The following is a 21,430-nucleotide window of genomic DNA, read 5'->3' on the forward strand; positions in this document are numbered from 1 at the left end:
GGGGCCGCACGCCGACGCGTCCTACAGCGTCTTACCCGTCGCCGGGCCCACGATCAGCCCCTCGCCGAAGCGGTCCACGCGGACCGTGTCGCCGTCCTTGACCTCGCCGGAGAGGATCTCCTTGGCGAGCCGGTCGCCGATGGCGGTCTGGACCAGGCGGCGCAGCGGGCGGGCGCCGTAGGCCGGGTCGTTGCCCTCGTCCGCCAGCCAGGCCAGGGCCTCGGGGGTGACGTCCAGGGTGAGCCGGCGCTCGGCCAGCCGCTTGGCCAGCCGGTCGATCTGGAGCCGGGCGATCCGGGCCAGCTCCTCCTTGTCCAGGGCCGAGAAGACCACGAGGTCGTCGAGCCGGTTGAGGAACTCCGGCTTGAAGGAGGTCCGTACGACCTCCAGGACCTGCTCCTTCTTCTCCGCCTCGCCGAGCACCGGGTCGACCAGGTACTGGCTGCCCAGGTTGGAGGTGAGCACCAGGATGGTGTTGCGGAAGTCGACCGTGCGGCCATGACCATCCGTCAGGCGGCCGTCGTCCAGCACCTGCAGCAGGATGTCGAAGACCTCGGGGTGGGCCTTCTCGACCTCGTCCAGCAGCACCACGGCGTAGGGGCGGCGGCGGACGGCCTCGGTCAGCTGGCCGCCCTCCTCGTAGCCGACGTACCCGGGGGGCGCGCCGACCAGGCGGGCCACGCTGTGCTTCTCGCCGTACTCCGACATGTCGATGCGGACCATGGCCCGCTCGTCGTCGAAGAGGAAGTCCGCGAGGGCCTTGGCGAGTTCGGTCTTGCCGACGCCGGTCGGGCCGAGGAAGAGGAAGGAGCCGGTGGGGCGGTCGGGGTCGGCGATGCCCGCGCGGGCCCGTCGTACGGCGTCGCTCACGGCCCGTACGGCCTCGGTCTGGCCGATGAGCCGCTTGCCCAGCTCGTCCTCCATGCGCAGCAGCTTCTGCGTCTCGCCCTCCAGCAGGCGGCCGGCCGGGATGCCGGTCCAGGCGGCGACGACGTCGGCGATGTCGTCGGAGCCGACCTCCTCCTTGACCATGGTGTCCTTGGCGGCCTCCTCCTCGGCCTCCGAGGCTTCCTCCAGCTCCTTCTCCAGCTGCGGGATCTCGCCGTACAGCAGCTTGGCCGCGGTGTCGAAGTCGCCGTCGCGCTGGGCGCGTTCGGCCTGACCGCGCAGGTCGTCGAGGCGCTCCTTCAGCTCACCGACCCGGTTGAGGGACTGCTTCTCCTTCTCCCAGCGGGCGGTCAGGCCGCGCAGCTCCTCCTCCTTGTCGGCGAGGTCGCGGCGCAGTTTCTCCAGGCGTTCGCGGGAGGCCGGGTCGGTCTCCTTGGCGATCGCCAGCTCCTCCATCTTCAACCGGTCGACGGAGCGCTGGAGTTCGTCGATCTCGACGGGGGACGAGTCGATCTCCATGCGGAGGCGGGAGGCCGCCTCGTCGACGAGGTCGATGGCCTTGTCGGGCAGGAAGCGGGAGGTGATGTACCGGTCGGAGAGGGTGGCGGCCGCGACCAGCGCGCTGTCCGCGATCTGCACCTTGTGGTGGGCCTCGTACCGGCCCTTGAGGCCGCGCAGGATGGCGATGGTGTCCTCGACGGTCGGCTCGGCGACCAGCACCTGCTGGAAGCGGCGCTCCAGGGCGGGGTCCTTCTCGATCCGCTCCCGGTACTCGTCCAGCGTGGTGGCGCCGACCATGCGCAGCTCGCCGCGGGCCAGCATCGGCTTGAGCATGTTGCCCGCGTCCATGGCGGAGTCCCCGCCGGCGCCGGCGCCCACGACGGTGTGCAGCTCGTCGATGAAGGTGATGATCTGCCCGTCGGAGTCCTTGATCTCGGCGAGCACGGACTTCAGCCGCTCCTCGAACTCGCCGCGGTACTTGGCACCGGCCACCATCGCGCCGAGGTCGAGGGAGACCAGCCGCTTGTCCTTCAGCGACTCGGGGACGTCCCCCTTCACGATCCGCTGGGCGAGCCCCTCGACCACGGCGGTCTTGCCGACGCCGGGTTCACCGATGAGGACGGGGTTGTTCTTCGTACGACGCGACAGCACCTGCACGACCCGGCGGATCTCCTGGTCCCGCCCGATGACCGGGTCGAGCCGGCCCTCGCGGGCGGCGGCGGTGAAGTCGGTGCCGAATTTCTCCAGGGCCTTGTACTGGCCCTCGGGGTCGGCGGTGGTCACGCGGCGTCCTCCCCTGGCCTTCTTGAAGGCCTCCTGCAGCTTCTTCGCGTCGGCGCCCTGCCCCTGGAGCACCTCGCCGGCCGCGCCGCCCTTCGCGGCGATGCCGATCAGCAGGTGCTCGGTGGACAGGTACTCGTCACCGAGTGCCTTCGCCCGCTCGGCGGCGTCCGCGAGGACCGCGAGCAGCTCCCGGTTGGGCTGCGGTGGCGCCACGGTGGAGCCGGTCACGCTGGGCAGCGAGGCGAGCACCCGCTCGGCTCCGGAGCGTACCGCCACCTGGTCGGCCTCCACGGCGGCCAGCAGGTCGGTGATGTTCTCGTTTTCCTGCCCCGCGAGCAGCGCGAGGAGCAGGTGAGCGGGTGTGAGGTCGGGGTGCCCCTCGGTCACGGCCCGGTTGCCGGCCGCGCTGATCGCGTCCCGGCTCCTGTTGGTCAGCTCGGCGTCCACGTTCGCGTTCTCCTCCTCGGCGTCGGCTCGTCGGCCGTCTCTCCCGGACTGTCTCCCACTGCTGACTTAACCAGCGTACACAAAGTTGAGTCTATTCCACTCAAGGTGCGCGCGGCCCCCACCTTGGGGATTGCAGCTTCCTGCAACTAGGTTTCGGCGCATGCCCACCTACTCCCAGGACCCGGCCGCCCCGGACGAGCCGTACCTCGCCTTCTGGCGGGAACGGCACCTGTGCACCCTGACCACGCTGCGACCCGACGGCAGCCCGCACGTGGTGCCGGTCGGGGTGACGTACGACCCCGAGGCACGGCTGGCCCGGGTGATCACGAACAAGACGAGCGCGAAGGTGTCCCACGTCCTCGCGGCCGGGCCCGAGGGCGCGCGGGTCGCCGTGTGCCAGGTGGACGGCCGGCGCTGGGCCACGCTGGAGGGCCGGGCACATGTGCGCACCGAGCCGGAGCGGGTGGCGGAGGCGGAGCGGCGGTACGCCGAGCGGTACCACCGGGAGCCCGGGGAGAACCCCTCCCGGGTGGTGATCGAGATCACGCTGGAGCGGGCGCTCGGACGGGGCTGAGGCGAGGGCTGAAGCAGGGCTGAGGCGGGCCGGTCAACCGGTCGGTTTCAGCCACCTGGGACCGCTCCCATACCCCGAAATGTCGGCACAAACTGCAGCGGCGTCACCGTGTTCAGGTCACGGTGACGCCGCTGCGGGGGGAAGCACCTGAGCGATTTTTTTACGACGGGGGAATCGCGTCAGGCACTGCGGGGGGTGGCCGAAATAGTCCTCAAGTCCGCGATCTCCGGTTCTGCCAGCCGGTGGTCACGTTGGTCCAGGTTCACAAAGATCATGCCGTACCGGATGGCACACCGGACCGGCTGCGGCGCCCCGCGAGGCTTGCGCAGGCACCGGTACGCCCGTACGTCCTCGTCCTCGTCCCGGGTGACGACGACCGGCTCGCCGAACACGGTCACCATCAGCGAGTCACCGCTGTGGGGGATGGCGGTGACCAGGTCGATGAAGTGCCAGCCCGAGCGGTAGGCGGTGGCCATTTCGCGTCGGAAAGAGCGGTCGTCTGGTGGAGTGGTCACGTCAGCTCCACGCGGTGTCGTCTGGGAAGGCGGCAGCGGTGCCCGCGTCGGTCTGGTCTGTTTTGGCCGTGACAGACCAAGCGGTGTCCGCTCGCACGTCACCCTTCGCGCCAGAGAGGCCACTCAGCGATCCGAAGGCCACAACGGCGGAGAAGGCGGCGACAAGTATCGAGCGAAGCATTCTCTTTCGCATAGTCGGCTTCGTCCTCACTTGAAAGTCCCCTCTTCCCCCGTCGAACAAGACGATGGCTCATTCGGGCACGTCATGGCCACACATTCAGTGCATCATGTTCCTGCATGTTCAGGACCCTGGGGGGTGGAGATTTGGTGACGAATCGCATTAAAGAGACACATCCCCATGCCTTGACCGATCTGTGCGAGGCAGGAAGCCGTCTCTACGCGAACGCGCTGCGCACAGGCCGTATCGCCCGCGCGGACGCGGAGGTCGCCCCCTGTCTGATGGAGTTCGACCTCCTCCATCCCGATCCTGACGACCCGAACTGGCTGCGGCCCGTCCCCGCATCGGTCGCCCTGGCCCAGCGGCTCAACCCCCTCGAGCGCGAAATCACCGAGCGCAGGCAGTTGTCAACCGAACTTGCTGAGGCGTTCGAGCCGTTCATGGACCTCAGCGCCCAGACGACGACGTCCGCGCACGCTGTCACCGTGCTGGAGGGCCTCGACCGGATCAACGCGGCCCTCGACCTGGCGACGGCCCAGTGCCAGAACGAGGTCCTCACGGTCCAGCCGGCCCACCGCCACCCCGAACGCAGGCTCATCGAAGCACTCGAACGTGACAAGCCCCTGATCGAGCGAGGAGTCCGGATCCGGACCCTCTACCAGCACACCGCCAGATACAGCCCCGAACGGCTGGCCTGGGTGGACCAGTTCGCCGCCGGCAAGGTGGAGTACCGCACCATCGACGAACTGGTGGAGCGGCTCATCATCTGCGACGACACCGTGGCGTTCATCCCCATCCGGGACGACCGCCAGGTGGCCCTGGAGCTGCGTCACCCCGGCCTGGTGCGCTACCTGATCAAGGTGTTCGAGTTCATGTGGAACCGGGCGGTGCCACTGAGCGCCGGCGCGCCCTACGAGACCGCCCCCGACGGCATCACCGACATCCAGCACTCCATCGCCAAGCTCCTGGTCGAGGGCCATGTCGACGAGGCCATCGCCCGCCGCCTGGGCATGAACGTCCGCACCTGCCGCGCCCACATCGCCAAGCTCGCCCAGGCCCTGGGCAGCGGCAGCCGGGCCCAGCTCGGATTTCTCATCGCCCAGTCCGGAATCCTGAAACAGGAGCCCTGAACCACAGGGAGAGAGCCACCCGTGACCGCGAGAGCGCACGACCACGGACCGGAGGAACTGTGCGAGGCGGGTCTGCAGCTCTACACCCGTGCGCTGCGTGAGGGCCAGGTCCCGGCCGGCGACGCCGACGCGCTGCCCTGTCTCCTCGACACGGGGCTCCTGCAGCCGGACGTGGCGGACGCGCGGCGACTGCGACCGGTGGCACCCGCCGTCGCCCTCACCCGCCTGCTGCGCGTCGTGGACGAGGACATAGCCCACCGGCGCCGGCAGGGCGCCCGGCTCACCGAGGCGCTGGAGCCGCTCCTCGCCCTCGCGGCGCCGGACCCGGCCCCGGCGGACGCCGCGGCCATCCGGATGCTCAGCGGACTCGACCGGATCAACGTCGCCATCTCCGAGGCCATGGAGCAGGTCTCCGGAGAGATCCTCGCCATCCAGCCGCACGCCCGGGGCAACCTCGCCGCCCAGGCCACCTCCCTGGCCCGCGACCAGGCACTGCTGGACCGGGGCGGCCGTATCCGCACCCTCTACCAGCACACCCAGCGCCATGTGCCGCTCGTCGTCGGGCGCTACGAGACGCTCCGCGGCGACGTGGAGGCCCGCACCCTGGACGAGGTCACCGAGCGGCTGCTGCTCATCGACCGCCGGGTGGCCTTCATCCCGGCGAACAAGGACCGCACGCTCGCCCTGGAGATCCGCCACCCGGCACTGCTGGACTACTTCGCGATCATCTTCGACCGGCTCTGGCACCTGGCCACCCCCATGCATCCCGAGGCCGCCCAGCGGCCGACCCTGAACGGCGTCACCCCGCGCCAGCGCGCCATCGCCGGGCTGCTGATCGAGGGGCACACCGACGCCGTGATCGCCGACCGGCTCGGCATGAACGTCCGCACCGCCCGCGTCCACATCGCCAAGCTCGCCGCCACCCTGGGCAGCGAGAGCCGGGCCCAACTCGGCTACCTCATCGGACAGTCGGGGATACTCGACCCGGAGGAGGAACACGAGTGAGCGCGGCGCCCCGCCTGCTGCGGTTCGGGCTGCCGCGGCAGATCCCGAAACAGGAGGAGATATCGGAGTGACCGCGGCACCACACCGGGACCACGGAGCCGAAGAGCTGTGCGCCGCCGGGGTGAGGCTGTACGAACAGGCCCTGCGGGACGGCCGGTTGCGCGTCGAGGAGGCCGTCGAGGCGCCCTGCCTCACCCGCTTCGGGCTGCTGCACCCGGCCCGCGACGAACCCGCCCGGCTCGAACCAGTCGCCCCCGCCGCCGCCCTGATCCGGATGCTGCGCGGCTCCCGGGCCCGGATCGCGGACGAGTACCGGCGCGAGGACCGGCTGGTGGAGCAGTTCGAGCCGCTGATGCGGACGGACGGACCGCGGGCCACCGGCACCGGAGCCGGCACCCCGCTGCTGCGCCTGCACAGCGGCACCCAGCGGATCAACCAGGCCCTCACCGAGGCCATGGAGCAGGCGCGCCAGGAGGTCCTGTGCATCCAGCCGAGCGCCGGCATGGCCGGTCCGCGCGGCGAGGCCGCCCATGACGTCGCCTACCACCGCGACCAGCGGCTGCTCGACCGCGGCGGCCGTATCCGCACCCTCTTCCAGCACACCGTGGTCCATCTGCCGGCCGTCCACGCCTACAACGAACGGCTCGTCGGCGACATCGAGGGCCGCTGCCTGGACGAGCTGACCGACCGGCTCATCGTCATGGACCGCGCGGTGGCCTTCCTGCCCGCGGACGACGACGGCACCCTCGCGCTGGAGGTCCGCCACCCCGCGCTGGTCACGTACTTCGTGACCACCTTCGACCGGCTGTGGCGGCTGGCCACCCCCGTGTACCCGCAACCGGTCCGGCGCCCCACCCTGAACGGCGTCACGCCCCGGCAGCGCGCCATCGCCCGGCTGCTGGTCGAGGGGCACACCGACACCGTGATCGCGGAGCGGCTCGGCATGAACGTCCGCACCACCCGGGACCACATCGCCAGGCTCGGCACCACCCTCGGCAGCGACAGCCGGGCCCAACTCGGCTACCTGATAGCCAGGTCCGGGATCCTGGAGCTGGAGGAGGCCACCCGGTGAACCACCGCGAGCACGGGATCGAGGAGCTGTGCGCCACCGGCGCCGAGCTGTACGAGCAGGCCCTGCGGGTCGGCCACATCCGCGCCGTGGACGCGGCGGACGCCCCCTGTCTGACCGACCTCGGGCTGCTGCACCCGTCCGTCGACGACCTCGGCCGGCTCGAACCCGTCGCCCCCGCCGCCCTGCTGAACCACCTGCTGCGCGGCTCCCGCGCCCGCATCGCCGAGGAACGCCGGCGCGAGGAGCGGCTGACGGAGCTGTTCGAACCGCTGATGCGCGTCGAGCCCCGGCACAGCACCCACACCGACACCCCGACCCTGCGCATCCTCAGCGGCACGGAACGCATCAACGGCGCCATCAGCGACGCCATGGCCGAGGCGGCCGACGAACTGCTCTGCATCCAGCCCAACATCCACTACAACAACGACCGCGGCCGGACCGCGCAGGCGGTGGCCATGGACCGCGACCAGGCGCTGCTCGACCGGGGCGGCCGTATCCGCACCCTCTACCAGCACACCCAGCGCCATGTGCCGCTCGTCCTCGCCCGGTACGAGGACCTGCGCGGGGAGGCGGAGGCGCGCACGCTGGACGAGCTGCCGGACCGGCTCATCGTCATCGACCGCACGGTGGCGTTCATCCCGGCCGGCGACGACGGCCGGCTCGCCCTGGAGGTACGCCACCCGGCCCTGCTCCGCTTCTTCGTGACCGCCTTCGACCGCCTCTGGCGCCTGGCCACCCCGATGTACCCCGAGGCCGTCCAGCGGCCCTCCCTCAACGGCGTCACCCCACGCCAACGCGCCATCGCCGCCCTGCTGGTGGAGGGCCACACCGACACCGTCATCGCCGACCGCCTCGGCATGAACGTCCGCACCGCCCGCGTCCACATCGCCAAGCTCGCCACCACCCTCGGCAGCGACAGCCGCGCCCAGCTCGGGTATCTGATAGCCAGGTCCGGGATCCTGGAGCTGGAGGAGGCGGCCCGGTGAGCCACCGCGAGCACGGGATCGAGGAGCTGTGCGCCACCGGCGCCGAGCTGTACGAGCAGGCCCTGCAGGACGGCCACGTACGGGCCGTGGACGCGGCGGACGCGCCCTGCCTCACCGACCTCGGGCTGCTGCACCCGGTCCTGCACGACCCGGAGCTGATGGAGCCGGTCTCCCCGGCCGCGGCCCTGCACCGGCTGCTGAGCACCTCGGCGGCGCGCGTCGCCGACGAACGGCGGCGGGAGGAACGGCTGGTGGAGCAGTTCGAGTCGCTGATGCGGATCGACGCCCCGCACGCCGACGGCCCCGGCACCCCCCTGCTCCGGCTGCACAGCGGCACCGAGCGGATCAACCGGGCCATCACCGAGGCCATGGCCGAGGCCGCCGAGGAGGTGCTCTGCATCCAGTCGCACGCCGGGCTCAGCGGCCCGCGCGGCGAGGCGGCCGGCGCCGCCGCCTACGCACGCGACCAGGCGCTGCTCGACCGGGGCGGCCGTATCCGCGCCCTCTACCAGCACACCCAGCGCCATCTGCCCGTCGTGTACGCCAGTTTCGAGCGGCTGCGGGGCGACGTCGTGACCCGCGGTCTGGACGAACTGCCGGACCGGCTCATCGTCATCGACCGCACGGTGGCGTTCATCCCCGCGGGCGACGACGGCCGGCTCGCCCTGGAGGTGCACCACCCGGCCCTGCTGACGTACTTCGTCACGACCTTCGAGCGGCTCTGGCGGCTGGCCACCCCCATGTACCCCGAGACCGCCCAGCGGCCCTCGCTGAACGGCGTCACCCCGCGCCAACGCGCTATCGCCGCCCTCCTCGTGGAGGGCCACACCGACACCGTCATCGCCGACCGCCTCGGCATGAACGTCCGCACCGCCCGCGTCCACATCGCCAAGCTCGCCACCACCCTCGGCAGCGACAGCCGCGCCCAGCTCGGCTACCTCATCGCACGCTCGGGGATCCTTGATCAGGAAGCGTGAGCGCGGCCGGCGGGCCGGGGTGCGGGGGGCCGTTCAGGCCCACCTGGGCGATGCGCACGCCCAGTTGGGTACGGCTGGCCGCGCCGAGCGTGTCCGACAGGCGGGCGATGTGGGCCCGGCAGGTCCGCACGCTTATGCCGAGCCGTTCGGCGATCACCGCGTCCTGATGGCCCTCGGCGAGCAGCGCGGCGATGGAGCGCTCGCGGTGCGAGATGCCCTCGATGCCGGTGTCGGGAAGGGGAGCCGTCAGCGGCAGCGCCAGCCGCCACAGCCGCTCGAAGACCGTGACCAGGTACTCGACCAGCGCCGGGTGGCGCAGCTCCAGGGCCATCGTGCGCTCGGAGTTGGCGGGGATGAAGGCGACCGTGCGGTCGAAGAGGATCAGCCGGTCGATGACCTCGTCCAGGGTGCGGGCCTCCACCGTGTCACCCATCAGCTCCAGGTAGTTGAGCAGCCCCTGCCCGTGCCGGGCCACATGCGTGTACAGGTCGCGCATGCGCACGCCCCGGCCGCGCAGCGCCAGCGCCCGGTGCAGTCCCTCGGTCAGCTCGGCCTCGCGCCGGATGCCGCCGGGCTGCACGGTGAGCACCTCGGTGGTGCACGCCTCGGTCGCCTCGTCCATCGCGGCCTGGATGCGGGAGAGCCCGTCCAGCACGCGGATGGCCGTGCCCTCGCCCGGTGCCGACAGGGCCTGCAGCTGCCGGCCCAGACCGGCGTACCACTCGACCGCGGCCACCGCCGAACCCACCCGCTGCTGGCTCTCCCTGACCTCGTCGTAGACCCCGCGCAGCAGCCGGGTCATGACCTCCTGCGGGGAGGTCGGCACCAGCCAGTCCATGTCGTCCGGGTCAGGGTGCAGCAGGGCAAGTTCCAGCAGGCAGGGCACCTGTTCCGCGTCGGTGCGCGGCACCCGTCCCCGACGTACGGCCCGGGAATACACGCGATCCCCGACCCCGCACAGTCGGTCGGCACCGTGTGGATGCTGCTCCGTCCCGTGCCTGGCCATCGCCCATTCCACCCCCGGCTTGCTGCCTCTTCCGCAGCGCAACTATGCGCGGCCGGGACCGGGTCCGCAACACGGCTCCACGCACCGCGGGCGGCGAAAACCGACGTTACGACCCGTTTTCGTCCGGCCTCCTCCCGTCGCATTGCAACAAGATGATGGTGGTGGGGCGCACGTCACCGGGGCATCGTTGATCTCGCTTCCCCCGGGTGCACCGACACCCGGAGCGGTCCCGGTCGGACACCCCCCGTTCGGCCGGGGCCGTCGTATCGCGCCCACGGGGGTGGCGCGATACGGGAGGGCCGCTCAGCGCGTGACGCGGCCAGGAGCCGAGGACCTTCCGGCTCCCGCCGCGTCACGTGCGAGCCCACTGCCGCGAGCCGGGCTTCTGCCCTACTTCAGGCCGATGGCCGCGCAGGCCGCCTTGTACTTGGCGGTGCAGATCTCGCCGATCGTGTAGATCCCGTCGGCGAGAACCGTGTCCTTGATGCTGTCCTTGGTCAGGGCGCTCACCTGGACCAGCTTGGACGGGATGCCCTTGGCGGTCGGGCTGTCGACCTTGTCCTGGGTGAGGGCGTCGAACTGGATGTCCTTGCCCTGCACCTTGGTGACGGCCATCTGGGCCGCGGCCTCGGCCTCGTCCGGGTAGGACTTGTAGACGCTCATGTACTGCTCGCCGTCGACGACCCGCTGCACCGCGTCCAGTTCGGAGTCCTGGCCGGTGATCGGGGGCAGGCTGGTGACGCCGGCCGCCTTCAGCGCCTTGATGACACCGCCCGCCATGCCGTCGTTGGCGGCGTAGACCCCGGCGATGTTGTTCTTGCCGATCTTGTTGATCGCCTCGGTCATCTCGGCCTGGGCGTTCTCCGGCTTCCAGTCAGGGGTGTCGAAGGTGTCCGCGATCGTCACCTTGCCGTTCAGCTCGGAGAGCGCCCCCTGCTTGAACTGCTTGGCGTTCGGGTCGGTGGGCGAGCCGTTCACCATGACGACCTTGTCGGAGGTGTCGGCGTTCGAGCCCAGCGCCTCCAGCAGCGAACGGCCCTGCACCTCGCCGACCAGCTCGTTGTCGAAGGAGATGTAGGCGTCGATCGGACCCTCGGCCAGCCGGTCGTAGGCGATGACCGGGATGCCCGCGTCCTTGGCCTTCTTCACCTGGCCGGCGATGGCGTGCGAGTCGACCGCGTCGAGCAGGATGACGTCGACCTTGTCGTCGATCATCTGCTGCAGCTGGCCGGCCTGCCGGGCGGCGTCCGCGTCGGCGTTGGCGTACTCGACCTTGCCCTTCTTGTGGGTCAGCTCGGCGACCTTGTTCTTGATGATGGGGTAGTCGAACTTGTCGTAGCGGGTGTTCGCCTTCTCCGGCAGCAGCAGCCCGATGGTGACGTCGTCGCCCTTGGTCGGGCTCGCGCTCGCACCGTCCCCCGTCGCGTCCAGCACGCCGCAGCCGACGAGCGAAAGGGTCATCGTGGATGCAGCCACGGCTATGGCGATACGACGCATTCGGGGGCTCACTTCAGGTGCGTTCCGGACGTGGGTGCTGCTTTACGACCCAGGTGTCTGAAAAGACAACGCGGAGCCGCTACCCGGCGTCAAGCGGAACTACTTAACGAGTGCGCAACAGCACGCTCCGCTGCACCTGTGAAGAAGGAACGGAATCCCCTCCAAACACTCTTTACGGACCCTCCATCCACGGGGAGTTCATGGGCAGGCAAAGATCCGCACAACCAACGGCAATCCTCGCGAGTCGTGATCACCGGCGGCCGTGCGCCGTCTCTCCGACTCGAGCAGAGGACCGAATGAACCCAGCCAGACGTACGGCAGCCACGGCCGCCGTACTCTCCACCACCGGCGCCCTGCTGAGCGCACTCACCACCACCGCGTCCGCCGCCCCGAGTTGCGTCTCCCCGGTGTACACCCGGACGTTCTACGCGAACACGACTTTCTCCGGCACTCCGAAGAAAACCGACTGCGACTCAGGGATCTCCGAGAACTGGGGCACGGGTGCCCCGGCCACGGGTCTGCCCAAGGACAACTTCGGCGTGCGCTGGAGCGTGACGCGGGACTTTGGTTCCGGTGGGCCCTTCTCGCTGCCGGTCAGCACCCAGGACGGGGTACGGGTGTACCTGGACGGCGTGCGCAAGGTGGACATCTGGAAGAACGTGTCGACCAACCAGAGCAAGTCCGTCGACGTCACGATCCCGTCCGGCAAGCACACCCTGCGCGTCGACTACGTCAACTGGACCGGCACCGCCAACGTCGCCCTCTCGTACCTGCCCCGGCTGTCGGCCGACGCCGACAAGGTCAAGCCGCTTGTGCCGACGGGGACTTCGGTGGCGTACGACAAGGAGACGGGCAAGGCGAAGCTGACCTGGGCGAAGAACAAGGAGATGGACCTCGGGGGGTATCGGGTCTATCGGCGGTTGAAGGGCGCGTCGTTCGGGAGCAAGCCGCTGGCCACGACCACCTCCACCTCGTACACCGACGCCGGCCTTCCCCAGGCGGGTGAGACGTACTACTACGAGGTCCGTGCCTACGACCGGGTCGGCAACGAGTCCACGGGTACGGCGGACCTGGGTGTGACCACCGTCGACCTGGTCGCGCCCGCCGCGCCCACCATCGTGCTCGCGTCCGGCGAGGTGACCTCGACCGGCGGTACGGGTGGGCTGAAGGTCGGCTGGGACAAGGTCGCGGACGCGGTGTCGTACCGGGTCTTGCGGGCGGCGGGCCAGGGCGGTACGTACACGGAGATCGGGCGCACGGACCAGCTCACCTTCCTGGACACCACGGCCGCCGAGAGCGTCGTGTACTACTACCGCGTCTCGGCCGTCGACGCGGCGGGCAACGAGTCCGCCCGGTCCGAGTCCCAGCGCGGGAAGATCTGGGACAACGACCCGCCCGCCCTCGTCACCGGGCTGAGCGTCACCCCGACCGAGTACGGCTTCCATCTGAACTGGGACAAGAACCCGGCCACGGACCTGAAGTACTACGAGATCCACTGGGGCGAGGTGGTGGGCGACCCGGGCGACCAGATCTGCTGGGGCGGCACGGCGGACTACGTCTCGCCCGACAGGACGTCCTACGACTACACCACGCTCCCGGACGGCGGCGAGGTCTGCTTCTTCGTCGACGCCGTGGACGACGAGGGCAACTCCGCGATCAAGTGGAACGGCCCGGCCGAGGCCGTGACCGTCACCGAGCTGGACATGACGCCGAGCGAGGCGACGCCCGAAGGCTCGCCGGTCCGGCTGTCGGCGGCCGCCGCGGGGACGGGCGTCGCGCTGGGCTGGAACGCCGTGGCGGACGCCACCGGCTACCAGGTCTACCGCTGGAACCCGGGCAGCAAGGCGTACGAGAAGCTGGGCGCCACGACGGACACCGCGTACGAGGACAGCGGCGCCGCCAAGGGGACCACTCACTTCTACCGGGTGGTCGCGCTGTACGCGGACGGGACCGAGTCCGCGCCCGGCGGTGACTGGGTGGCCCTCGCGCCCTGAAGACCCTGAGCACGCGAAAGGGGCCCGGAATCCGGGCCCCTTTCATCTGTCGCAGACGCCTCAGTCGTTCTGCTGCCGCTTCGGCCGCCACACCACCAGCGCGCTGGTCTGCTGGACCTCCTGGTACGGGACCAGGTCGCGGCGGTAGGAGGCGTGGACGGCGGCCTCGCGCTGCTGCATCGCGGCCGCCGCGCCGTCCAGGGCCGCCTCCATCTCCGCCACGCGGGACTGGAGCGCGGCGACCTGGTTCTCCAGTTCGATGATCCGCTTGATGCCGGCCAGGTTGATGCCCTCGTCCTGCGACAGCGCCTGCACCTGGCGGAGCAGCTCGATGTCACGGGCCGAGTAGCGTCGGCCCCGGCCGGCGGTGCGGTCGGGGGAGACCAGGCCCAGGCGGTCGTACTGGCGCAGCGTCTGCGGGTGGAGTCCGGAGAGCTGGGCCGCGACCGAGATGACGTAGACCGGGGTCTCCTCGGTCAGTTCGTACGGGTTGCGCCGACGGCCGTCCATCACTCTCATTCTCCCTTCGCGGCCTCGAACAGCTCCGCCCGCGGGTCCTCGCCCGCGGTCGCCTCGCGATACGCCTCCAGTGCGTCACGAGCCTTCCCCGAGACGTCCGTCGGGACACTCACCTCGACGGTGACCAACAGGTCGCCGCGGGTGCCGTCCTTGCGGACCGCGCCCTTGCCCCGGGCGCGCATGGTGCGGCCGTTGGGAGTGCCGGGCGGCAGCTTCAGGGTGACGGCGGGGCCGCCGAGGGTGGGGACCCGCACCTCGCCGCCGAGGGCCGCCTCGGCGAACGTGACCGGCACGGTGACGGTGAGGTTGTCGCCCTTGCGCCCGAACACCGGGTGCTCGCCGACGTGGACCATCACATACAGGTCGCCCGCCGGTCCGCCCCGCTCGCCGGGCGCGCCCTTGCCGCGCAGCCGGATGCGCTGCCCGTCGGTGACGCCCGCCGGGATGCGGACCTGCATCGTGCGGGACGACTTGGCGCGGCCGCTGCCCTTGCACTCCAGGCAGGGGTGCTCGGCGATCAGGCCGCGGCCCTTGCAGTCGGGGCAGGGGTCGGTCAGCGAGAAGCCGCCGCCCGAGCCCCGGGCGACCTGCCCGGTGCCGACGCAGGTCGGGCACACGCGCGGTGTGCCGTTCTTGTCGCCGGTGCCGGAACAGGCCTTGCAGGGCGCCTGGGAGGACATCCTGAGGGGCACCGTGGCGCCCTCGATGGCCTCCGTGAAGCTCAGCGTGACCTCGGACTCGATGTCCTGGCCGCGCCGGGGCTGGGTGCGGGTGCCGGTCGCACCGCCGCGGTTGAACAGGCCCCCGAAGACGTCACCGATTCCGCCGCCGAAGCCGCCTCCGCTCTGGGTGTTGCCCCCGAAGAGGTCGCCCAGGTCGAAGTTGAAGTTGCCGCCGGCGCCCGGCCCGGGGCGGAAGCCGCCGTTGCCGAACAGGGCGCGTGCCTCGTCGTACTCCTTGCGCTTCTTGGGGTCGCCGAGTATGTCGTTCGCCTCGGAGATCTCCTTGAAGCGCTCCTCGGCCTTGGCGTTGCCCTTGTTGGCGTCCGGGTGGAACTCGCGGGCGAGCTTCCGGTACGCCTTCTTGATCTCGGCCTCGGTGGCGTCCTTGGGGACGCCGAGGACCTTGTAGTAGTCCTTCTCGATGAAGTCCTTGGTGCTCATCCCCGACGCCCCTCCTTCCTGTCTTCAGTGATTACGTCAGCCCTCCTCCGGGCCACCGTTCTCCTTGTCGTCGGCCGCGGTCGCCTCGGTGGTGTCCTCGGCGCCCTCCGCCTTGACGGCCTGCGCGCCGGGCTGCGGCTCGGCCACGGCCACCCGCGCGGGGCGGATGGTGCGCTCGCCGATGCGATACCCGGGCTGCAGGATGGCCACGCACGTCGTCTCGGTGACGTCCGGCGCGTAGCTGTGCATCAGGGCCTCGTGGATCGTCGGGTCGAAGGGCTCGCCCTCCTTGCCGAACTGCTGCAGGCCCATCTTGGCCGCGACGGTCTCCAGCGACTCGGCCACCGACTTGAAGCCGCCGACCAGTTCGCCGTGCTCCCGCGCGCGGCCGATGTCGTCGAGCACGGGCAGAAGCTCGGTCAGGAGGTTCGCGATGGCGATCTCCCGGACCGCGACCCGGTCGCGCTCCACTCGGCGGCGGTAGTTCTGGTACTCGGCCTGGAGCCGCTGGAGGTCCAGCGTGCGCTCGTTCAGTGCCGTGCGCACCTGGTCCAGCTGGGCCACCAGACCCGCGTCTGCTGCTACGTCCCCGGCCGGGGCCGCCCCCTCCTCGGGAGCGGCCTTCGACTCGGCGTCTTCGGGGGTCGCGCCGGAGGGGACGTCGGGCTTCTCCTCGAAGCCCGGGGTCTCCTCCGTCACGCGGCACCGTCCTTGCGCTCGTCGTCCACGATCTCGGCGTCGACGACGTCGTCGTCAGCGGCCTTGCCACCGGGGGCAGCGCCCTCGGGACCGCCGGCGGCCTGCGCGGCCTGGGCGTCGGCGTACATGGCCTGGCCCACCTTCTGGGAGACCGCGGCGACCTTCTCGGTGGCCGTGCGGATCTCGGCGGTGTCCTCGCCCTTGAGCGCGGTCTTCAGCTCCTCGACGGCGGCCTCGACCTCGGTCTTGACCTCGCCCGGGACCTTGTCCTCGTTGTCCTTGAGGAACTTCTCCGTCTGGTAGACGAGCTGCTCGCCCTGGTTACGGGTCTCGGCGGCCTCGCGGCGGCGGTGGTCCTCCTCCGCGTACTGCTCGGCCTCCTGGCGCATGCGGTCGACCTCGTCCTTCGGCAGCGAGGAGCCGCCGGTGACGGTCATCTTCTGCTCCTTGCCCGTGCCGAGGTCCTTGGCCGTGACGTGCATGATGCCGTTGGCGTCGATGTCGAAGGAGACCTCGATCTGCGGGACGCCACGCGGCGCCGGCGGCAGACCGGTCAGCTCGAACATGCCGAGCTTCTTGTTGTAGGCCGCGATCTCGCGCTCGCCCTGGTAGACCTGGATCTGCACGGACGGCTGGTTGTCCTCGGCCGTCGTGAAGATCTCGGAGCGCTTCGTCGGGATCGTGGTGTTGCGCTCGATCAGCTTGGTCATGATGCCGCCCTTGGTCTCGATACCGAGGGACAGCGGGGTGACGTCGAGGAGCAGGACGTCCTTGACCTCACCCTTGAGGACACCGGCCTGGAGCGAGGCGCCGATGGCGACGACCTCGTCCGGGTTCACACCCTTGTTGGCCTCCTTGCCGCCGGTCAGCTCCTTGACGAGCTCGGCGACGGCGGGCATACGGGTGGAGCCACCGACGAGGACGACGTGGTCGATCTCGCCGAGGGAGATGCCGGCGTCCTTGATGACGTTGTGGAACGGCGTCTTGCAGCGCTCCAGCAGGTCGGCCGTCAGCTGCTGGAACTGAGCCCGGGTGAGCTTCTCGTCCAGGTGCAGCGGGCCCTCGGCGGACGCGGTGATGTAGGGCAGGTTGATCGAGGTCTCGGTGGAGGAGGACAGCTCGATCTTCGCCTTCTCGGCGGCCTCGCGGAGGCGCTGGAGGGCCATCTTGTCCTTGGACAGGTCCACACCGTGACCGGACTGGAACTGCTTGACCAGGTAGTCGACGACGCGCTGGTCCCAGTCGTCACCACCGAGGTGGTTGTCACCGTTGGTGGCCTTCACCTCGACGACACCGTCGCCGATCTCCAGGAGCGAGACGTCGAACGTGCCGCCACCGAGGTCGAAGACCAGGATGATCTGCTCGTCCTTGTCGAGGCCGTACGCGAGCGCGGCCGCGGTGGGCTCGTTGACGATACGAAGGACGTTCAGACCGGCGATCTCGCCGGCCTCCTTCGTCGCCTGGCGCTCGGAGTCGTTGAAGTAGGCCGGGACGGTGATGACCGCGTCGGTCACCTTCTCGCCCAGGTAGGCCTCGGCGTCGCGCTTCAGCTTCTGCAGGATGAAGGCGCTCATCTGCTGCGGGTTGAACTGCTTCCCGTCGAGCTCGATCTTCCAGTCCGTGCCCATGTGGCGCTTCACGGAGCGGATGGTCCGGTCCACGTTGGTGACCGCCTGACGCTTGGCCACCTCGCCGACGAGCACCTCGCCGTTCTTGGCGAAGGCGACGACGGACGGCGTGGTCCTGGCGCCCTCTGCGTTGGTGATGACGGTGGGCTCGCCGCCTTCAAGAACGCTGACGACGGAGTTAGTCGTGCCCAGGTCGATGCCGACCGCACGTGCCATGGTTGATTCCTCCAGCTGACTTGAGTGGAACAGGCTCAAGTGTGCATGAGGAGATGCGATGGGTCAACAGACCTGAGTCGAACGGACTCAACTCTTATCCGTTCCTTACACGCAACTGCCCTCTGACCTGCGTGGATACCGTCCGCCGGGGCGGCTGGACAGGGATGCGAAGGAGTACGAGAACGACGAGGAGCACCCCTCCCGCCACCCACAGCACGGCCCCGTCCCCGGTCCAGCCGGCATGGACGAGCACCCCCACGAGCACCGTGGAGAAGGACCCGGCGCCGAGCAGCACGACGGCCCCCGGCGGAGTGAGCCCGAGCCGCCGCAGCCGGTGCGCGAGATGGTCCGGGCCGCGCCTGAGCAGCGGCCGGCGGGTCCTCGCGCGCGCGAGGACCACGAGCAGGAAGTCGCCGGCGGCCACGGCACCGAGGCAGAACAGCACACCCGCGGTCGGCCCGAGCGCGTACCCCGCGCGCGTGAAGACGGCGGCCGAGGAGAGCAGGAACCCGGTGAACAACGATCCGCAGGCTCCCATTCCGACCCGCGCGGGATGCCAGTTGTGCATCAGGAACCCGGTGAGGGCGGCCGCGAACACGCTCAGCAGCACCGCGAGCCCGTCCATCACCTCGGCGGCGGCACAGACCCCCGTCCCGAAGGCGGCGACCACCCCGACCGTGCCCGCCAGTCCGTCGGCGTGGTCGAGCCCCTTGAAGGCGACGGAGGCGAAGACGATCCAGCCCACGGCCAGGATCCCGCCCCAGACGCCCGTCTCGTCGTACGGCACCACGCAGGCCGCCGCCACGGCCGTACCGGCGACCAGCACCCGTGCGCGCAGCCGCCACACGTCGGCGACCAGCCCCAGCACGGCGACCGCGGCACCGGCGACCAGCAGCTCCGCGACCCCGTCCCCCAGCGGGGCGACCTTCGTCCACACCCCCACCCAGGCCACCAGACAGGTGACGGCCACGACGGCGACCCCTCCGAGCGCCGGCAGCGGCCGCTGCCGGCGCCGGTCGACGATCCCCGCGCGCAGGGCGGGCACCCGGAGGAGCGCCGCGAGCACGGCGGTGAGGAGGAGAGCGGCGGAGGCCGCGGCGATCCCGTAGAGCACGGCTCTAAGTTAGGCCCGAAAGTAGCAATTCGGTACGAATAACACGATCGGATTGCCTGGCCTGCTCAGGCTCCCCTCAGCGACCCAGATCACCTCGCCCCTGACTACAGTGCAAGTAAAGATGCGGGTAGTCTCAGACGGACTGCATAAGTTACCGCTTAGTAATGTCTCTCGAAGAAGTCCCTCGCAGGCCCGAGGAGCCCCGAAATGCAACTCGCCGCGATCATCGTGTCGCTGGTTCTGATCGTGGTCGGCGTGGCCCTGTTCGCCCGCGCCCTCCTGCAGATCTACAACTTCATGCGGCTCGGCCAGAACGTGCCCGCGGGCACCCGCACCGACGAGCCCGTGCAGCGCACCGTCACCGTGGTCAGGGAGTTCCTCGGCCACACCCGGATGAACCGCTGGGGCATCGTCGGTGTCGCGCACTGGTTCGTGGCGGTGGGCTTCTTCTCCCTGCTGCTGACGATCGTCAACGCCATCGGCCAGCTGTTCCAGGCCGACTGGATCCTGCCGATCATCGGCGACTGGGCGCCGTACAACATCTTCGTCGAGTTCATCGGCACGATGACCGTGCTCGGCATCGCGGTCCTGATCGTGATCCGCCAGCTGAGCAAGCCGAACAAGCCGGGCCGCAAGTCCCGCTTCGCCGGCTCCAACTTCGGCCAGGCGTACTTCGTCGAGGCCGTCATCCTCACCGTCGGCATCTGCATCTTCATGCTGCACGCGCTGGAGGGCGCACAGCACCACGTCGACAGCTACGAGGCATCCTTCTTCCTCTCGTACCCGGTGGTGTCGTGGCTGCGGGGCATGGACGTCTCCACGCTCCAGAACCTCACCTACCTCTTCGCGGGCGTGAAGATCGCGGCCTCCTTCATCTGGATGATCACGGTCGCCCTGAAGACCGACATGGGTGTCGCCTGGCACCGCTTCCTGGCCTTCCCGAACATCTGGTTCAAGCGGAACGCCACCGGTGAGACCTCCCTGGGCGCCCTGCTCCCGATGACCTCCGGCGGCAAGCCGATCGACTTCACCGACCCCGGTGACGACGACGTCTTCGGTGTCTCCCAGGTCGAGCAGTTCTCCTGGAAGGGCCTGCTCGACTTCTCCACCTGCACCGAGTGCGGCCGCTGCCAGTCGCAGTGCCCCGCCTGGAACACCGGCAAGCCGCTGTCGCCGAAGCTGCTGATCATGTCGCTGCGCGACAACGCCCACGCCAAGGCGCCCTACCTGCTCGCGGGTGGCGGCAAGACCGTGGAGGGCGAGGAGAAGGCCTCCGAGGAGCAGCTGGCCGGTGTGCCCGCCGCGGCTCTGGCCGAGGCCGAGCGCCCGCTGATCGGCACCGCCGAGGAGAACGGCGTCATCGACCCGGACGTCCTGTGGTCCTGCACCACCTGCGGCGCCTGCGTGGAGCAGTGCCCGGTGGACATCGAGCACGTCGACCACATCGTCGACATGCGCCGCTACCAGGTCATGATCGAGTCGGCCTTCCCCTCCGAGGCGGGCACGATGCTCAAGAACCTGGAGAAGAAGGGCAACCCCTGGGGCCTGGCCAAGAAGCAGCGCCTGGAGTGGACCAAGGAGGTCGACTTCGAGGTCCCGGTCGTCGGCAAGGACATCGAGGACCTCACCGAGGTCGAGTACCTGTACTGGGTCGGCTGCGCCGGCGCCCTCGAGGACCGCGCCAAGAAGACCACGAAGGCCTTCGCCGAGCTGCTGCACATCGCGGGCGTGAAGTTCGCGATCATGGGCGGCGACGAGAAGTGCACCGGTGACTCCGCCCGCCGCCTCGGCAACGAGCCCCTGTTCCAGGAGCTCGGCATGGAGAACGTCGCTGCCCTCAACATGGCCTTCGGCGAGGACGACGAGGACGAGTCGACGAAGAAGCCGAAGTCGGCGAAGAAGATCGTCGCGACCTGCCCGCACTGCCTCAACACCATCGGCAACGAGTACCCGCAGCTCGGCGGCGACTACGAGGTCATCCACCACACCCAGCTGCTCCAGCACCTGGTGGACGAGGGCAAGCTGATCCCGGTGACCCCGGTCGAGGGCATCATCACGTACCACGACCCGTGCTACCTGGGCCGCCACAACAAGATCTACACGCCCCCGCGCGAGATCATCGGCAAGGTCCCGGGCCTGCGCAACGAGGAGATGCACCGCCACAAGGAGCGCGGCTTCTGCTGTGGCGCCGGTGGCGCGCGGATGTGGATGGAGGAGCGGATCGGCAAGCGCATCAACAACGAGCGCGTCGACGAGGCCCTCTCCCTCAACCCCGACATCGTCTCGACGGCCTGCCCGTTCTGCCTCGTCATGCTGACCGACTCGGTCAACGGCAAGAAGAACGAGGGCAAGGCCAAGGAGTCCATCCAGGTCGTGGACGTCTCCCAGCTGCTCCTGGAGTCCGTCAAGACGCCGGTCGACCCGGCGGGCGAGCCGGAGCCGGAGAGCGAGCCGGAGCCGGAGCCGGTGAAGTAACGCCGGCTGTACGACACTGCGGCTGTACGACCCGACGGCGCCCCCTGACCCGCACAGGCAGGG

The 21,430-nt window shown here is 69.9% G+C and carries 17 protein-coding genes; 8 read left to right on the forward strand and 9 right to left on the reverse strand.

All coding sequences use genetic code 11. The features are described 5' to 3' along the window. Positions 1-21: 21 nt before the first annotated feature. The gene (gene clpB / locus CRP49_RS11680) at positions 22-2,619 is read right to left on the reverse strand and encodes an ATP-dependent chaperone ClpB (protein WP_097253318.1); all 2,598 of its coding nucleotides are present in this window, start codon (positions 2,617-2,619) and stop codon (positions 22-24) included. A 160-nt stretch (positions 2,620-2,779) separates the two neighbouring features. Here clpB and CRP49_RS11685 point away from each other — a divergent pair, with 160 nt between their 5' ends. Beyond that, a complete protein-coding gene (locus CRP49_RS11685) occupies positions 2,780-3,193 on the forward strand; it encodes a pyridoxamine 5'-phosphate oxidase family protein (RefSeq protein WP_097253319.1) in 414 nt (137 codons plus the stop codon). Positions 3,194-3,372: 179 nt separating this feature from the next. On the opposite strand, the gene CRP49_RS11690 is transcribed toward CRP49_RS11685, so the two are convergent. Beyond that, positions 3,373-3,708, reverse strand: a complete 336-nt coding sequence (locus CRP49_RS11690) for a hypothetical protein (protein WP_094215856.1) — start codon at positions 3,706-3,708, stop codon at positions 3,373-3,375. 297 nt (positions 3,709-4,005) lie between these two features. On the opposite strand from CRP49_RS11690, the gene CRP49_RS11700 reads away from it, so the two are divergent. The 5 genes from CRP49_RS11700 to CRP49_RS11720 all read left to right on the forward strand — a co-directional run bounded on the left by CRP49_RS11700 (position 4,006) and on the right by CRP49_RS11720 (position 9,056). Next, positions 4,006-5,016 carry a helix-turn-helix transcriptional regulator gene (locus tag CRP49_RS11700; protein ID WP_244201798.1) on the forward strand — a complete coding sequence of 337 codons (1,011 nt, stop codon included), beginning with the start codon at positions 4,006-4,008 and terminating at the stop codon, positions 5,014-5,016. A 21-nt stretch (positions 5,017-5,037) separates the two neighbouring features. Continuing rightward, positions 5,038-6,021 carry a helix-turn-helix transcriptional regulator gene (locus CRP49_RS11705; protein ID WP_097253320.1) on the forward strand — a complete coding sequence of 328 codons (984 nt, stop codon included), beginning with the start codon at positions 5,038-5,040 and terminating at the stop codon, positions 6,019-6,021. A gap of 67 nt (positions 6,022-6,088) precedes the next feature. Then, on the forward strand, positions 6,089-7,093 hold the full coding sequence (locus CRP49_RS11710; protein WP_097253321.1) for a helix-turn-helix transcriptional regulator: 1,005 nt from the start codon (positions 6,089-6,091) through the stop codon (positions 7,091-7,093). Continuing rightward, positions 7,090-8,079 (forward strand): helix-turn-helix transcriptional regulator, encoded by a 990-nt coding sequence (locus CRP49_RS11715; RefSeq protein ID WP_097253322.1) that lies wholly within the window; start codon positions 7,090-7,092, stop codon positions 8,077-8,079. Before CRP49_RS11710 ends, CRP49_RS11715 begins: the two co-directional genes overlap by 4 nt. Then, positions 8,076-9,056 carry a helix-turn-helix transcriptional regulator gene (locus tag CRP49_RS11720; protein ID WP_097253323.1) on the forward strand — a complete coding sequence of 327 codons (981 nt, stop codon included), beginning with the start codon at positions 8,076-8,078 and terminating at the stop codon, positions 9,054-9,056. The genes CRP49_RS11715 and CRP49_RS11720 overlap by 4 nt, the downstream gene beginning before the upstream one ends. Here CRP49_RS11720 and CRP49_RS11725 read toward each other — a convergent pair. Together CRP49_RS11725 and CRP49_RS11730 are read right to left on the reverse strand one after the other, a co-directional pair. Beyond that, on the reverse strand, positions 9,019-10,062 hold the full coding sequence (locus CRP49_RS11725; RefSeq protein ID WP_097253324.1) for a helix-turn-helix transcriptional regulator: 1,044 nt from the start codon (positions 10,060-10,062) through the stop codon (positions 9,019-9,021). The two genes, CRP49_RS11720 and CRP49_RS11725, sit on opposite strands and share 38 nt — an antisense overlap. A 390-nt stretch (positions 10,063-10,452) precedes the next feature. After that, entirely contained in the window at positions 10,453-11,559 is a 1,107-nt protein-coding gene (locus tag CRP49_RS11730; protein WP_097253325.1) for a sugar ABC transporter substrate-binding protein, read from the reverse strand. 296 nt (positions 11,560-11,855) lie between these two features. Here CRP49_RS11730 and CRP49_RS11735 point away from each other — a divergent pair, with 296 nt between their 5' ends. Continuing rightward, entirely contained in the window at positions 11,856-13,553 is a 1,698-nt protein-coding gene (locus tag CRP49_RS11735; protein WP_097253326.1) for a PA14 domain-containing protein, read from the forward strand. 60 nt (positions 13,554-13,613) lie between these two features. Here the strand turns inward: CRP49_RS11735 and CRP49_RS11740 are convergent, their stop codons facing one another. The 5 genes from CRP49_RS11740 to CRP49_RS11760 all read right to left on the reverse strand — a co-directional run bounded on the left by CRP49_RS11740 (position 13,614) and on the right by CRP49_RS11760 (position 18,892). Continuing rightward, positions 13,614-14,063, reverse strand: a complete 450-nt coding sequence (locus CRP49_RS11740; protein WP_097253327.1) for a heat shock protein transcriptional repressor HspR — start codon at positions 14,061-14,063, stop codon at positions 13,614-13,616. A 5-nt stretch (positions 14,064-14,068) separates the two neighbouring features. Beyond that, the gene (gene dnaJ / locus CRP49_RS11745) at positions 14,069-15,235 is read right to left on the reverse strand and encodes a molecular chaperone DnaJ (RefSeq protein ID WP_097253328.1); all 1,167 of its coding nucleotides are present in this window, start codon (positions 15,233-15,235) and stop codon (positions 14,069-14,071) included. A 36-nt stretch (positions 15,236-15,271) separates the two neighbouring features. After that, positions 15,272-15,934, reverse strand: a complete 663-nt coding sequence (gene grpE, locus CRP49_RS11750) for a nucleotide exchange factor GrpE (RefSeq protein WP_094215867.1) — start codon at positions 15,932-15,934, stop codon at positions 15,272-15,274. Further along, positions 15,931-17,778 (reverse strand): molecular chaperone DnaK, encoded by a 1,848-nt coding sequence (dnaK, locus tag CRP49_RS11755; RefSeq protein WP_097253329.1) that lies wholly within the window; start codon positions 17,776-17,778, stop codon positions 15,931-15,933. Before dnaK ends, grpE begins: the two co-directional genes overlap by 4 nt. A gap of 94 nt (positions 17,779-17,872) precedes the next feature. Then, complete coding sequence (locus CRP49_RS11760) at positions 17,873-18,892, reverse strand: MraY family glycosyltransferase (RefSeq protein WP_097253330.1); 1,020 nt, start codon at positions 18,890-18,892, stop codon at positions 17,873-17,875. A gap of 207 nt (positions 18,893-19,099) precedes the next feature. Here CRP49_RS11760 and CRP49_RS11765 point away from each other — a divergent pair, with 207 nt between their 5' ends. Further along, positions 19,100-21,367 carry a (Fe-S)-binding protein gene (locus tag CRP49_RS11765; protein WP_097253331.1) on the forward strand — a complete coding sequence of 756 codons (2,268 nt, stop codon included), beginning with the start codon at positions 19,100-19,102 and terminating at the stop codon, positions 21,365-21,367. Positions 21,368-21,430 lie beyond the last annotated feature (63 nt).

The sequence above is a fragment of the Streptomyces sp. Ag109_G2-15 genome, assembly GCF_900215565.1.
GTDB classification, from domain to species: domain Bacteria; phylum Actinomycetota; class Actinomycetes; order Streptomycetales; family Streptomycetaceae; genus Streptomyces; species Streptomyces diastatochromogenes.